Raw genomic sequence first — 13,748 nt, 5'->3', positions numbered from 1 at the left:
GCTCAGATGATCTTGTGGACCCAGCCGTAGGGGTCGGGCCGGGAGCCGGACTGGATGCCCAGCAGCTCGGCGCGCAGCTTCATCGAGATCTCGCCGGGCTCGCCGTCGCCGATGCGCCACTCCCGGTCGGGGCCCCTGACCGCGCCGACCGGGCTGATGATGGCGGCGGTGCCGCAGCCGAACACCTCGCTGATCTCGCCGGACTCGCAGCCCGCCTGCCACTCCTCGATGCTGATCTTGCCCTCCTCGACCGGGATGCCGAGGTCGGGGGCGAGCTTGAGCATGGAGTCGCGGGTGATGCCCGCCAGCAGCGTGCCGGTGAGCGCCGGGGTCAGCAGGCGCGCTTCGGAACCGGAGCCGTAGACGAACATCAGGTTCATCGACCCCACCTCCTCGACCCAGCGGTGCTCGACGGCGTCCAGCCAGACGACCTGGTCGCAGCCCTGCGCGACGGCCTCGGCCTGCCCGGCGAACGAGGCGGCGTAGTTGCCGCCGGTCTTGGCCTCGCCGGTGCCGCCGGGCGCGGCGCGGGTGTAGTTCTGCGACAACCAGACGGTGACCGGCTTGATGCCGCGCGGGTAGTAGCTGCCCGACGGCGAGGCGATCACCATGAACAGGTACTCCTGGGACGGCTGGTTGACGCCGAGCACCCGGGAGGTCGCGAACATGAACGGGCGCAGGTAGAGGCTGTAGCCGGGCGTGCCGGGCACCCAGTCCCGGTCGGTGCGGACCAGGACCTCCAGCGCCTGGACGAACAGCTCCTCGGGGATCTCCGGCATCGCCATGCGCCGGGCCGAGCGGTTCATCCGGGCGGCGTTCATGTAGGGGCGGAAGGACACGATCGAGCCGTCGTCCTGGCGGTAGGCCTTGAGGCCCTCGAACAGCTCCTGCGCGTAGTGCAGGACCTGGCTGGCCGGGTCGAGCGGGATCGGCCCGTACGGCTGGAGCCGGGCGTCGTGCCAGCCCTTCTCCGCGGAGTACCGGATGGTGACCATGTGGTCGGTGAAGTGCTGCCCCCAGCCGGGGTTCGCCAGGATCGCCTCGCGGTCGGCGGCCGGCGTCGGCCGCTCGTTCGGCGTGACCTCGAAGTCCAGGGTGTTGCTGCTCATCGCGGTTTCCTCTCGCGGATCGCCGGCGCGGCCCCGTTGCCGCACGGCATTCCTTAGTCCCTATTGTCGTACTTCGTCTAGACCCACTCCTCGTCCACGGCGCGCATGACGAAACCGGGCGCGCCGCGAGGCACGCCCGGAGTGTCCTGCTCTACAGGTGGCGCGCCGCTAGCCGGATACTCGCTTGGCGATGGCGTCGCCGATCTGGGCGGTGGAGCGCGCGCCCTGCCCGCGCCGCTCGGCCAGGTCGTCGGAGACGGCCTGCTCGACGCGGCGGGCGGCGGCGTCCGCGCCCAGGTGGTCCAGCAGCATGGCGACCGACAGGATCGTGGCGGTCGGGTCGGCCTTGCCCTGCCCGGCGATGTCGGGGGCGCTGCCGTGCACCGGCTCGAACATCGAGGGCGCGGCGCCGGCCGGGTTGAGGTTGCCGGAGGCGGCCAGGCCGATGCCCCCGGCGATCGCGGCGCCGATGTCGGTGATGATGTCGCCGAACAGGTTGTCGGTGACGATCACGTCGAAGCGCTGCGGCTGGTTGACGAAGAACATGGTGGCCGCGTCGACGTGCACGTAGTCCGTGGTGACCTCGGGGAACTCCGCGCCGACCTGCTTGAGGACCCGCTGGTAGAGCTCGCCCGCGTAGGTGAGGACGTTGTCCTTGTGGACCAGCGTCAGCTTCTTGCGGGCGCGCTTGGCGGCGACCTCGTAGGCGTAGCGCACGACCCGCTCGACGCCGAAGGCGGTGTTGACGCTCTCCTGGGTGGCGATCTCGTGCGGGGTGCCCTTGCGCAGCACGCCGCCGGTGCCCGCGTACAGGCTCTCGGTGCCCTCGCGGACCACGACCATGTCGATGTCGGCGGGCTTGATCCCGGCCAGCGGGGTGGTGACGCCCGGGAACAGCTTCACCGGGCGCAGGTTGACGTAGTGGTCCAGCTCGAACCGGGCGCGCAGCAGCAGCCCGCGCTCCAGGGTGCCGCTGGGGACGCTCGGGTCGCCGATCGCGCCGAGCAGGATGGCGTCGTGGCCGCGCAGCTCCGCCAGCACCGAGTCCGGCAGCGTCTCGCCCGTGCGGTGCCAGCGCGCCGCGCCCAGGTCGTAGGGGGTCTGCTCGAACGCCAGGTCGAAGGCGGGGGCGACGGCCTGGAGGACCTTCAGCCCCTCGGCGACGACCTCGGGGCCGATCCCGTCACCGGGGATGACCGCGAGGCGGATGCTGCGGGAAGCCATGCGCGCACTCTACCGCAACCGTCTCAGTTCGTGAGCATTGGTCTCAGCCATCGAGACGGGGGTCTCGCCCGGCGCGGGCGCGCGACTTGACGGCGGAGGCAGGCAAAGGGGACGCTCTGGGCGACAAGTTAACAATCGAGGCGGCAGTGCGCAGGAACCTGGTGCGATTCCAGGACGGTCCCGCCACTGTGACCGGGGAGTCTCCCCCGCACGCGACCACGGCCGTGGCACGGCTGGAAGGTCGGAGGGAGACGGCGATCCGGGAGTCAGGACACTCACCTGCCGTCCTCCCATCACCGGGGCGAGTGAACCCCGTGAGGAGAGCATGACATGGCGCAGTCCGCCGTTCCCTCGTCGTCGGCACGCCCGGCGCCGGTGCGCGTCCCCGTCCGCGACATCCTGCCCTGGGCGGTGTTCGCCGCGGTGCTCGGCGTGGTGCTGATCTACTTCGTCGGCGCGGAGCAGGGCGCCACCTCGTTGTTCGGCGGCACCTGGGTGCACGAGTTCACCCACGACGGCCGGCACCTGCTCGGCTTCCCCTGCCACTAGAGCGGCGGTCGAACCACCATCATGATGAGATCACTGCTGGTCCGGGGCATGCTCGCCGGGCTGGCCGCCGCGGCGGTTGCGTTGCTGATCGCCTGGATCTACGGCGAGCCCCAGGTCGGGCACGCCATCTCCTTCGAGGAGTCGCAGGCCGCCGCCGAGCACGCCCACCACGCGGCCGGAGCCGCCGCCGAGGCACCGGAGGAGGAGGTGGTCAGCCGCACCACGCAGAAGACCACCGGCCTGATCACCGCGCTCGGCTTCTACGGCGTGGCGGTCGGCGGGCTGTTCGCCATCGCGTTCGCGTTCGCCTACGGGCGGCTCGGCGCGCTGGGCGCCCGCGCCACGGCCGCGCTGGTCGCGCTGGCCGGGTTCGTCGCCGTCGAGCTGGTGCCGTTCCTGAAGTACCCGGCCACTCCCCCGGCGGTCGGCAACCCCGACACCATCGGCAGCCGCACCGCGCTGTACTTCGGCATGGTCGCGCTGGGCGTCCTCGCCACCGCCGCCGCGGTCATCGTGGGGCGGCGGCTGACGCCGAAGCTGGGACTGTGGAACGCCTCGATCGTCTCCACGGTCGGCTTCGCCGTCGTGCTGGGCGTCGTGTACCGGCTGACGCCCAAGCCGGACGCGGTCGCCGACGGGTTCCCCGCCACGGTCCTGTGGGACTTCCGGCTCGCCTCGCTCGGCCTCCAGGTCGCCCTGTGGGCCACGCTGGGCCTGCTGTTCGGCTACCTGACCGAGCGGGCCTTCGAGAAGCAGCGGGCCAAGCCCGAACCGGTGAACGCCTGACCGTTCCCGACCCGGACCCGCGCAGGTGACCTCCTGCGCGGGTTCAGTGTTTCCGGAGGCCGCAGTCGCCGCACATCTCGCCGCCGGGCGGCACGCGGTAGTACAGGCAGCAGCTCCGCCGCACGAACCCGGCCCGGCCGAACGAGCCGGTGCCCAGCAGCGGTTCGCGGAGCAGCAGGTCGTCGATGAGGGCGCGGACGGGCGCGGCCAGCTCGGGGCGGGCCGTCGCGGCGTGGACGGTGCCCACCAGCGCGGACGCGACGTTGCCCCACATCAGGCCGTCGGCGAGGCGGGCCACCTCGCGCATGGCCTCGCGCAGCGGCCGCAGATGGCCGTCCACGACGGTGCGGTGGAGCAGCGCGGCACCATCGCGGGTACGGCCGCCGGTATGCCAGCCCGTGGGCTCGGCCAGCCTCAGGGAGATCGACGCGCCGGGCACCCAGCGCCAGTGCAGCGTGGACAGGTTGGGCACGACGCCGAGCGCCGCCGCCGCGACCGCCGGGGACCACACGCGCGCGGCCAGGCCCTGGAACAGGATCGAGGCCCCCACGCGCGGCTCGCCGGTGCCGAGGCCCTCGGCGTACCGCTCGGCCATCCCGCGCAACTGCGCAGCGTCGATCTCCGGCATCGGCCGCCACGCCGGGTCGGCGGCCTCGGCCGGATCGGTGGAGAGGGTGAAGAACGGGCCCAGCGCCGCGACCTCGCGCAACACCCCGGCGACGTCCGTTCCGGCGGCTGTTCCGGCAGTCGTGCGAGCAGTCGTGCGGGCGGGCTCGGTTCTCACCCGGCCCAGGCTACTTGCCCGAGCTGCCCCCGTTGTCGCGGCGGTCCAGGGCGGTCTGGAGGGCGCGCGCCGCCTCCTCCTGGGAGTCGTCGGCGGGCACGGCGAAGGTCGTGTCGTTGTTCATGGGATGCGCTCCATGGTCGCAGGGACGCCGCCGTGGGGACGGCGGCGCGGATGGCGTTGTCGGGCCGCCCTCCGGGAGCGCCGTGGTTCACACGGCCCGCCGGCCGGCCCGCGCGGCTGCGAAGGGTCACTACGAAGCGCCGCTCGGCTACCAGTCACGGTACCTTCGGGTTCGCCGGGTGTCCCGAGCGGTGGCCGAACTTCCCACATGGTGAGACAGTCAACGCGTTGAGCTGCGGAAACGCGGAACGCCGCGTCCCCAGGATCGGGGACGCGGCGCTCGCGGTGTCGCGGTGGGGGCTCAGGCCTCCAGGTCCACCCGGCGGCCGGCGTCGGCGCCGACCTCGGCGCAGATGGCGTCCACCAGCTGGGTCGGGATCGCCGAGTCGACGGTCAGCGCGATCAGCGCCTTGCCGCCCTTGACGTCCCGGCCGACCTGCATGCTGGCGATGTTGACGCCCGCGTCGCCCAGCAGCTTGCCGACGGTGCCGACGATGCCGGGCCGGTCGGTGTAGGCGAAGAAGCCCATGTGCGCGGTGGGCACCAGCTCCATGTCGTAGCCGTTGACCTCGATGATGCGCTCGATGTGCTTGGGCCCGGTCAGGGTGCCCGACACCGAGACCACGGTGCCGTCGCCCATGGTGCCGCGCACCTGCACGACGTTGCGCCAGTCGGGGCTGTCCTCGGTGGTGGTGAGGGTGACCTCGACGCCGCGGTCGCGGGCCAGCAGCGGGGCGTTGACGAAGGTCACCGCCTCCTCGGTCACGTCCACGAACACGCCCTTGAGCGCGGCCAGCTCCAGCACCTTGACGTCGTGCTCGGCGATCTCGCCGCGCACCACCACGTCGAAGCGCACCGGCACGCCGCCGGCCAGCGCGGTGAAGATGCGGCCGAGCTTCTCGGCCAGCGGCAGGCCCGGCTTGACGTCCTCGGCGACCGCGCCGCCCTGGACGTTGACGGCGTCGGGCACGAACTCGCCCGACAGCGCCAGCTTCACCGAGCGGGCGACCTGGGTGCCGGCCTTCTCCTGCGCCTCGTGGGTGCTGGCGCCCAGGTGCGGGGTGACCACGACGTTGTCGTGGTGGAACAGCGGGCTGTCGGTGCACGGCTCGGTGGAGAACACGTCGATGCCGGCGCCGGCCACGCGGCCGTCCTTGAGGGCGAGGTCGAGCGCGGCCTCGTCCACGATGCCGCCGCGCGCGGCGTTGACGATCCGCACGCTGGGCTTGACCTCGTGCAGCTCCTTGTCGCCGATGAGGCCGAGGGTCTCGGGCGTCTTGGGCAGGTGCACGGTGATGAAGTCGCTGCCCTGCAGCAGCTCGTCGAGGGTGACGAGCTTGACGCCGAGCTGGGCGGCGCGGGCGGCCTGCACGTACGGGTCGTAGGCGACCACGTTCATGTCGAAGGCGGCCAGACGCTGGGCGACCAGCACGCCGATGCGGCCGAGGCCGAGGACGCCGACGGTCTTGCCCTGGAGCTCGACGCCGGTGTACTTGGAGCGCTTCCACTCGCCCTGCTTGAGGGCGGCGTGGCCCTGCGGCACGTTGCGCGCGGTGGCCAGCAGCAGCGCGACGGCGTGCTCGGCGGCGGTGACGATGTTGGAGGTGGGCGCGTTGACGACCATGACGCCGGCCTTGGTGGCGGCCTCGACGTCGACGTTGTCCAGGCCGACGCCCGCGCGGGCGACCACGCGCAGCTTGCGGGCGTGCTGGAACACCTCGGCGTTGACCTTGGTGGCGCTGCGGACGATCAGCGCGTCGACGTCTTCGACGGCGGGCAGCAGCGCGGCGCGGTCGGCGCCGTCGACGTGCCGGACCTCGAAGTCGGATTCGAGGACGGCGATGCCGGCCGGGGAGAGTTCTTCTGCGACGAGGACGACGGGCTTGCTCAAGGAACAGTCCTTCGGAACGTAGGTGCGGTGCGGGTTGCCGTGAATGCGCGAGTCCACCTCGTCGTGTCCCCCGCCTGCGCCCGAGTCTATCCCTCCCGGGGCCGCCGCTTCGCGAGCGAGGCGACACACCCCGGAACGAGCCGAATGTCACCTGGAGGGCTCTTTGCCAGGTAAGAGACCCCGTGCAAGGCTCCGGCCCGTTCCCGGGGGGCGGGAACGGGCCGGAGCGGTGGGGGGTGCGGGACACCAGAGGAGGGGGCGCCCCGCACCCGGGCGGGGAGCGGCCGCTAGTGGCCGGGGCCCTTGGCGGGCCTGCCCGGCGTGAACAGCCAGGTCCGGAAGACCTGGTCAAGGCGCTCGCCGGAGACGCGCTCGGCGTGTGCGACGAACTCCTCGATGGTGGCGGTGCCGTTCCGCTTGGCGGCGGTCCAGGACCTCACGATGCGGAAGAAGTCCCGGTCGCCCACGGCGGCGCGCAGGGCGTGGACGGCCAGCGCGCCGCGGTCGTAGACCGCGCCGTGGAACTGGTTGGCCGCGCCGGGGTCGCCCGGCTTGACCTGCCAGAACTTGTCGCCCGCGGCGTACTGGGCGTAGGTGCGGTCGGCCCACTTCTGGGCGCTGTCGCCGCCGTGCTGCTCCGACCAGAGCCACTCGGCGTAGGAGGCGAAGCCCTCGTTCAGCCAGATGTCGCGCCAGGTGCGCAGCGAGACGCTGTCGCCGAACCACTGGTGGGCCAGCTCGTGCACGACCACGTCCACGTTGGGGCCCTTGCGGAAGAACGCCGGGCTGTAGAACGGGCGGGTCTGGGTCTCCAGCGCGAACCCGGCCTTGACGTTGGGCACGTAGCCGCCCAGCGCGTCGAACGGATAGGGGCCGAACACCTTGCTGCCCCACTGCACGACCTCGGCGCTGCGCTCCAGGCTCTGCTGGGCGTTCTTGCGCACGTCGGCGGGCAGGTCGCGGCTGTAGGCGTTGACGACCGGCAGGCCGTTGGGCGCGCGCGAGGTGGTGACGTCGAACTTGCCCACCGCGAGCGTGGCGAGGTAGCTGGCCTGCGGCCGGTGCTCGCGCCAGTCGTAGCGGGTCCAGCCGCCCGCGCGGCGCGTCCCGGTGGCGCGGCCGTTGCTGACGGCCTGGTAGCCGTCGGGGACGGTGACCGACACGTCGTAGGTGGCCTTGTCGGTGGGGTGGTCGTTGCTGGGGAACCACCACCAGGCGCTCTCGGGCTCGTTGGCGGCGACCGCACCGCCGTCCGGGGAGCGGTGCCAGCTGGTGATGCCGCTGACCTTGACCTGGCCGGGCGTGTCGCCGTAGGTGACCACGGTGGTGACGCGCTGGCCCTTGCGCAGCGGCCGGGCGGGGGTGATGACCAGCTCGTGCGCGCTCGCGGTGCGGAAGGCGGCGCGGCGGCCGTTGACGGTGACGCCGGTGACCTTGAGGCCGAAGTCCAGGTTGAAGCTGGTCAGGGCCTGGGTGGTGCGGGCGGTGACGGTGGCGGTGCCGTCGAGCCGGTCGGTGGCGGGCTGGTACTTCAGCTTCAGGCCGTAGTGGGAGACGTCGTAGCCGCCGTTGCCGTATTCGGGATAGTAGGGGTCGCCTACGCCGGACGAGCCGGGGCCCGCGTGCGGGGGTGCGGCCTGTGCCGCGCCGGTGAGCGCGCCGCCGGCCAGGACGACGGCGGCGCTCACGGCCACGCCTGCGGAACGGGTCGCGATCCGCGTGCTGGTGTTGCCCAATGCGCTCAGCTCCTTGGGGGAGGGAGGGATTGGAGAGTTAACCTACTGGAAAAGTATGAAATAAACAGGCAACACGCCCGTGACGGCGCTCACACGGGCCGCCCGGCACCGCTCGGGGCTCAGGCCGCGTTCGGCTCCTCGGGCTCGGGCAGGGCGGCCAGCACGGCGGCGACCCGGTCGGCGTCGGCCACCTCCACGTGCGGCACGTCCACGAACACCCGCAGCGGCCCCGCCGACAGCCCCAGCCCCTCGGCGACTTCCATCTGGACGCCGCGCAGCGGGATGTAGGACAGGTAGGCCCGGTAGACGTTCTGCGAGCGGAACATCGCCGTCATGATCAGCCGGTAGCCGCGGATGCGGAACGACAGCGCGGCCAGGCACGGCACGGTGTCGGCCGCCTCCCCCGGCACCGTCAGCGAGATCCACGCGCTGGTGGTCCAGGGCCGGGCGCGCAGCAGGTCGGCGACCCAGCGCAGCTGGTCCACCCCGTGCAGGTCGCGCAGCCGGACGCCGTACTCCCCCGGCCGCTCCCGGCGCGTGCGCTCGCGCGACCAGCGGGCCAGCCGGGCGCGGTCGCCGTACCGCTGGAGCAGGGGGTCCTCCCAGCTCAGCGAGGAGATCTCGAACAGGATCGGCGGGCCCTCGATGATCGGGCCGCGGTCCTCCAGACCGGCCTCGCCGGCGGTCCAGACGTGGCGCAGCAGGGCCGCCCACGCCAGCCCGCAGGTCTCCCAGCGGCGGACGGCCCGATCGGCGGTCGCCATGTCACGACTCCCCGCCATTTTCCGCCCCGGAGTCCGCATTGCGGAGCGGGGAATTACCTGCCAGGGGGAATGCGCTCCCGGAAACCAATTGCGGCCCCGGTGTCCTGTCGGGCCCCCGGCTCCCGTGAAGTTGATGGACATTCATCTCTTCCGCCCCACCGCCGCCGCGGCACGGGTCACCGGCGGGTTTTCGCTGGTGCGCCGGGGATCACCACCGCTGATGCGACTTTTACCCAAGTATCGGACAAAGAATGCCAAAGCGATAGGGCAATTCTCGGTCGTGACCACCTAGTGGACGGATCATCCAAATCGGCGCGCCGAAAGTGGCGGCCGCCGCCGCGCCCGTCACCAGGGATCGGGAACGTCCCGGTGCAGCACCACATAACCCGAACCCCGGAACACCTCGCGGTACCCCTGGTCGCGCAGCGTCTCCACTCGCTGACGCTGCTCGCCGAGGTCGCGGAACGGGAACGTCCACGCCCCCACGTCGGCCACCACCCACGGCGCGCGGCGCGGCTCGCGGTCCCACAGCAACACCCGCGCCCGCCCCGACAGGGCGGGCCCGACGGAGTTGGCCGACTCCACCAGCGCGCCGTCGGGGACCAGCGCGGCGGCGCGGGCGGCGGCCCGGCCGCGCTCGTCCGTCCCGTAGAAGGAGGGCCGGGCGAGGTCGCCGAGCGCGAAGAACGGCACCGTCGCCATCGTCGCCAGCAGGACCACGCCCAGCGCCCCGGTGACCGCCGGGACGGGCGCGCGGCGGCCCGCCGCGCGGCGCAGCCGGTCCGGGAGGCCGCGCGGGGAGGAGCCACGCGGGGACGGGCCGCCCCGGGACGGGCCGCGCAGGCGCGGGGCGAGCAGCCGGTGCAGCCGGAGCGCGCCGTCCACCGACGCCATGACCAGCACCGCGATCAGGAACGCGTTGTAGTGGTACTTGGGCTCCCACCAGTTGGCGAACCGGTCGGCCAGCATCCGCTCGGCCAGCAGCGGCACGGCGGTGAGGGTCAGCGGGGAGGCCAGCGGCAACAACAGCAGCGGCAGCAGCAGGACCGCCAGCGTGGTGAGCTTCATCGGCGGCGTGCCCAGCGCGACCAGCGCGTCCCAGGGGTGGGTCAGCAGGTGCACGGCGACGTCGGGCATGTCCCGGCCGAGCGACCCGTAGGCCCAGTAGTAGTCGTTGTCGCCGCCGAACGCCGCGATCAGCACCTTCGACGACACCCACGTGGCGGCCAGGCCCACCGCCACGTACCCGGCGGCCCGGCGGCGCTCGCCGCGCCGGGTCAGCAGGTACAGGCCGAAGCCGACCAGCAGCAGGCCCATGTCCTCCTTGACCAGCAGCAGGCCGGACGCGGCGAGCGCGGCCTGCCACCGGCGGCCCGCGTCGTGCCGCTCCACCATGAGCGCCGACAACACCGGGACGAAGGCGACCTCGTGGAAGTCGAAGGCCAGCGCCTCGGCGACCGGCCACGACAGCGCGTAGGCCCCGGCCGCGCAGTGGGCGGCGCGCGGGCCGGCATGGCGGGCGGTGTAGGCCCAGATCGGCACGATCGCCAGCGCGAACAGCACCGCCTGCGCCACCAGCAGCGTCTCCGGGCCGTCGTGCAGCCGGTAGAAGGGGGCGAGCACGGCCAGGATCGGCGAGAAGTGGTCGCCGAGGATGGAGAAGTCCGGCCCGAAGCCGTTGTGCACACCCTTGACCATCGCGATCGGCGGGTCGAGGCGGCTGTAGGAACGGACCGCCTGGTCGAAGATCACCAGATCGTAGGTGCTGGCCCGGAACCGCCACAGCCGCACCAGCGAGTAGGTCGCGTAGACCGCCGCCGCGAGCACGACCGCCAGGCCCAGGCCCACCGGCGCGCGCCGGGACCTCCGGGGGGACGACGACGGGGCCCGCTCGGTCTTCCGCTCCACCGCTACCGCCTCAGCCACGCGCCAGGAGGCTACCAGCCTCCCGGCACACGCCCGATCCACCCGCCCAACGGCACGCCGGGCGGATGGACCGAGTGGATGAACCGAGCAGGCAGACCGAGCAGGACGCCCAGGCGCGTGGACCAGGCGCGTGGACCGGACGGGCAGGGCAGGCGGACCGGGCGGACGGGCAGGGCAGGCGGACCGGGCGGACGGGCAGGGCGGACAGATTGGGTGGGTCGGGCAGAGGGGTCGGGCCGGGCGGGTCAGGCGGCCGTCCGGCGTGCCAGCGGCAGCCGCGACCGGGTGAACAGCCCCGCCGCCGCCATCGCGACCAGCGGCACCACGATCCCGATCAGGCTGAGCGTGGTCCACGGGATGTCCACAATCACGCCGTGCGCCAGGCCGGCCGACTGCTCGCCCGGTGGAACGGTCTCGGGGGTGGTGAGCGGGCGCGCCACCGCGATGCCCGGCACCAGCCCGGCCGCGATGCCGAGCCAGCAGCCGAGGACGGCGATGAACCCGGCCTGGCCCATCATCAGCAGCCGCCGGGTGCGCGGGCGCGCGCCGATCGCGGCGAGGGTCGCGAGGTCGGGCCGGGAGTCGGCGGCCGACAGGCCGGTGGCGATCAGGGAGCCGCCGAGCGCCAGCACCGCGCCCGCCAGCGCCATCAGCAGCAGGGGCAGGGTGTTGGAGCTGGTGAAACCGCGCTCGACGTAGATCGCGTCGAGCACCCCTTCCGCTCCCCCGGGGGCTCCGGCGAGGCGCTCGGCCAGCCGGTCCTGCTCGTCCCTGGTGATCCGGTGGTCGGCGCGGTCCACGCCGAACCCCCTGGTCTGCAGGGGCAGCCCGAAGCGGGCGGCGACGCGCGGCGGCACCAGCGCGCCCACGTGCGCGTCGGCGCGGACGGCGACCGCCGGGACGCCGGTGACGGCGCGCAGCTTCTTGAGCCGGTCGTTCTCGTAGACGCTGACATCGACGTCGATCGTGTTCCCGGCCGGCGGCGGCGCGCCGAACAGCACGACCTTGCCCGCCGCCAGCGCGCCGGTCACCTCCGGCACGTCCCGGCCGAGCAGCAGCCGCGCCTCGCGCGCCCCGCCGACCACGTTGTCGGCGACGCCGTCGTCCGCGTGGGCGGGGAAGGAGGCCAGCGGGCACGGCGTCGGGCTCAGGCAGGAGGAGTCCGGGCCGGGCAGGCCGCGCAGCGGGACCGCCGGGACGCCGGGCAGCTCGCGCGCCAGCGCCTGCCGGACGCCGTCCTCCCGGCCGTCCTGCGCGCGCAGCAGCGCCGACCCGTCGGGCAGCCGCGGCCGGTACTCGACCCGGTTCTGCGCGAAGTCGCTGGCCGCGCCGATCGCCAGCACGGTGAGCCCGGCGACCGCCGTCATGATCGCGGCGACGGCGGGGGCGGCCCGGCCCCGGTTGCGCGCGCCGTCGCGGACCGCCAGGCGCAGCGGCAGCGGCAGCGCCCCGGCGGCGCGCCCGGCCAGGCCGACCACCCACGGGCCGACCATGACGCAGCCGATGATGATCGCGACGGTGCCGAAGGCCGCGCCGTACTCCCGCCACCACCGCACCCCGACCAGGCTGAGCGCCATCCCCGCCGCGATCAGCAGGCCACCGGCGATCGGCCAGCCCCGGCGGGCGGGCGCGCGGTCGCGGCGGCCCGCCAGCGCGGCCACCACGTCCATCCGCGCCGCCTGGAGCGCCGGGGCGAGCGCGGCGAGCACGCCGCTGCCCGCGCCGAGCAGCATCGTCGCCGCCAGCAGCCCCCAGGGCACCTCGAACGGGCCGAACGGCTCGGCCGTCCGCGGGTTCAGCGTCCACGCGGCGAGCCCGGCCGCCGCGATCCCGCCCGCCGTGCCGAGCAGGGCCGCGGCGCCGCCGATGACCACGCCGCTCGCCAGCACCACCGCGCGCAGGTGCGGCGCGTCGCCGCCGACGGCCGCGACCAGCGCGAGCTGGCGGCGCTGGCGGCGCAGCCCCACCGCGAACGCCGGGCCGGCCAGCAGCACGATCTCCAGCACGATCATCGCGACGGCCATGGCCACGACGGCGACGCCGGACGCGTCCGTGCCGCCGCCCCGCGAGGAGGGCTCGCCGGGCGGCGGGTCGAGGACCACCGCACGCGACAGGGCGGTGATCCCCTCGGCGTTGAGCCCCTTGACGTCGGACCAGGTCACCGGCTTGCCCGCCGCCAGCAGCCACTGCGGCCGGTCGGCCTGCCGGGCGGGCAGCGCGCCGGGCAGGAGGAGGGCGGTGGCCTCCTTGGGGGCGCGTGGCGCGGCCACGAACCCGACCAGCTTCTTGGCCGTGCCGTCCCGGCCCACCCGCACCGGCGCGCCCAGCCGGAACCCGCCCTTCTCGAACACCGGCCCGAGCGCGATCTCGTCGGGCGCGGCGGGCAGCCGCCCCTTCCTGACCTCGAACATGCCGCGCAGCAGCGGGTCGCGCGCGTCGGTCTCGGTCACCTCGGCCTGGCGGGAGCCGCGTGGCGTGCGCACGGCCTCCTTCCGGACGCCGATCGGGACCAGGCGGGCGGACGGCCCGAACCGGGCGGCGGCCTCGCGCTGGATCTCCGGCGTCGTCCAGGGGCGCTCGTCGCCGCCGGGCCCTGCCTCCCCCTCCCGGAAGAAGGTGGCGCCGTCGTCGTCGGGCAGCTGGTTGACGGGTGTCCGGGCGGTGCCGGTGAGCCGCGCGTCGGCCCGGCCGATCTCGTACGGCAGCGCCTCGCGCGGCGTCCACTCGCCGGTCCGCAGCAGCACCGCCATCGTGCTGACCACCAGCACCGGCAGGCCGATCATGGCCAGCACCAGCGCGGTGCGGCCCCTGGAGCGGCGCGCGTCGCGCCAGGCGATCCGGTACGCCGCCCTCATG

The 13,748-nt window shown here is 73.8% G+C and carries 10 protein-coding genes and 1 riboswitch; of the genes, 2 read left to right on the top strand and 8 right to left on the bottom strand.

Going from position 1 to position 13,748, the window contains the following annotated elements:
- Positions 1–2 precede the first annotated feature (2 nt).
- Both AH6_RS18895 and AH6_RS18890 read right to left on the bottom strand, forming a co-directional pair.
- Positions 3–1,109, bottom strand: coding sequence for a branched-chain amino acid aminotransferase (locus AH6_RS18895; protein ID WP_067481593.1), 1,107 nt, complete (start codon positions 1,107–1,109; stop codon positions 3–5).
- Positions 1,110–1,277: 168 nt separating this feature from the next.
- Positions 1,278–2,333 (bottom strand): 3-isopropylmalate dehydrogenase, encoded by a 1,056-nt coding sequence (locus AH6_RS18890; protein WP_067481591.1) that lies wholly within the window; start codon positions 2,331–2,333, stop codon positions 1,278–1,280.
- Between the two features lie 128 nt (positions 2,334–2,461).
- Positions 2,462–2,630, top strand: a riboswitch (cobalamin riboswitch).
- 33 nt (positions 2,631–2,663) lie between these two features.
- Here AH6_RS18890 and AH6_RS18885 point away from each other — a divergent pair.
- Together AH6_RS18885 and AH6_RS18880 are read left to right on the top strand one after the other, a co-directional pair.
- A complete protein-coding gene (locus AH6_RS18885; RefSeq protein ID WP_067481588.1) occupies positions 2,664–2,882 on the top strand; it encodes a CbtB domain-containing protein in 219 nt (72 codons plus the stop codon).
- Between the two features lie 21 nt (positions 2,883–2,903).
- On the top strand, positions 2,904–3,668 hold the full coding sequence (locus AH6_RS18880; RefSeq protein ID WP_067481586.1) for a CbtA family protein: 765 nt from the start codon (positions 2,904–2,906) through the stop codon (positions 3,666–3,668).
- 43 nt (positions 3,669–3,711) lie between these two features.
- Here AH6_RS18880 and AH6_RS18875 read toward each other — a convergent pair whose 3' ends face one another.
- From AH6_RS18875 to AH6_RS18850, 6 genes are all read right to left on the bottom strand, one after another.
- Entirely contained in the window at positions 3,712–4,452 is a 741-nt protein-coding gene (locus AH6_RS18875; RefSeq protein WP_067481584.1) for a (2Fe-2S)-binding protein, read from the bottom strand.
- Between the two features lie 424 nt (positions 4,453–4,876).
- On the bottom strand, positions 4,877–6,466 hold the full coding sequence (serA, locus tag AH6_RS18870) for a phosphoglycerate dehydrogenase (protein ID WP_067481757.1): 1,590 nt from the start codon (positions 6,464–6,466) through the stop codon (positions 4,877–4,879).
- 287 nt (positions 6,467–6,753) lie between these two features.
- Positions 6,754–8,202, bottom strand: a complete 1,449-nt coding sequence (locus AH6_RS18865) for a M1 family metallopeptidase (protein WP_067481579.1) — start codon at positions 8,200–8,202, stop codon at positions 6,754–6,756.
- Between the two features lie 119 nt (positions 8,203–8,321).
- A complete protein-coding gene (locus tag AH6_RS18860) occupies positions 8,322–8,966 on the bottom strand; it encodes a thymidylate synthase family protein (protein WP_245679375.1) in 645 nt (214 codons plus the stop codon).
- Between the two features lie 345 nt (positions 8,967–9,311).
- Positions 9,312–10,892: a DUF2079 domain-containing protein gene (locus AH6_RS44715; RefSeq protein ID WP_169807879.1), complete on the bottom strand. Its 1,581-nt coding sequence runs from the start codon at positions 10,890–10,892 to the stop codon at positions 9,312–9,314.
- 245 nt (positions 10,893–11,137) lie between these two features.
- Entirely contained in the window at positions 11,138–13,747 is a 2,610-nt protein-coding gene (locus AH6_RS18850) for an FtsX-like permease family protein (RefSeq protein WP_307190392.1), read from the bottom strand.
- Position 13,748 lies beyond the last annotated feature (1 nt).

The organism is Actinomadura hibisca NBRC 15177, from assembly GCF_001552635.1.
In the GTDB taxonomy this organism is placed as follows: Bacteria; Actinomycetota; Actinomycetes; order Streptosporangiales; family Streptosporangiaceae; genus Spirillospora; species Spirillospora hibisca.
The sequence above is the reverse complement of the archived record's forward strand: the minus strand, read 5'-3'. Positions and strand labels throughout refer to the sequence as shown.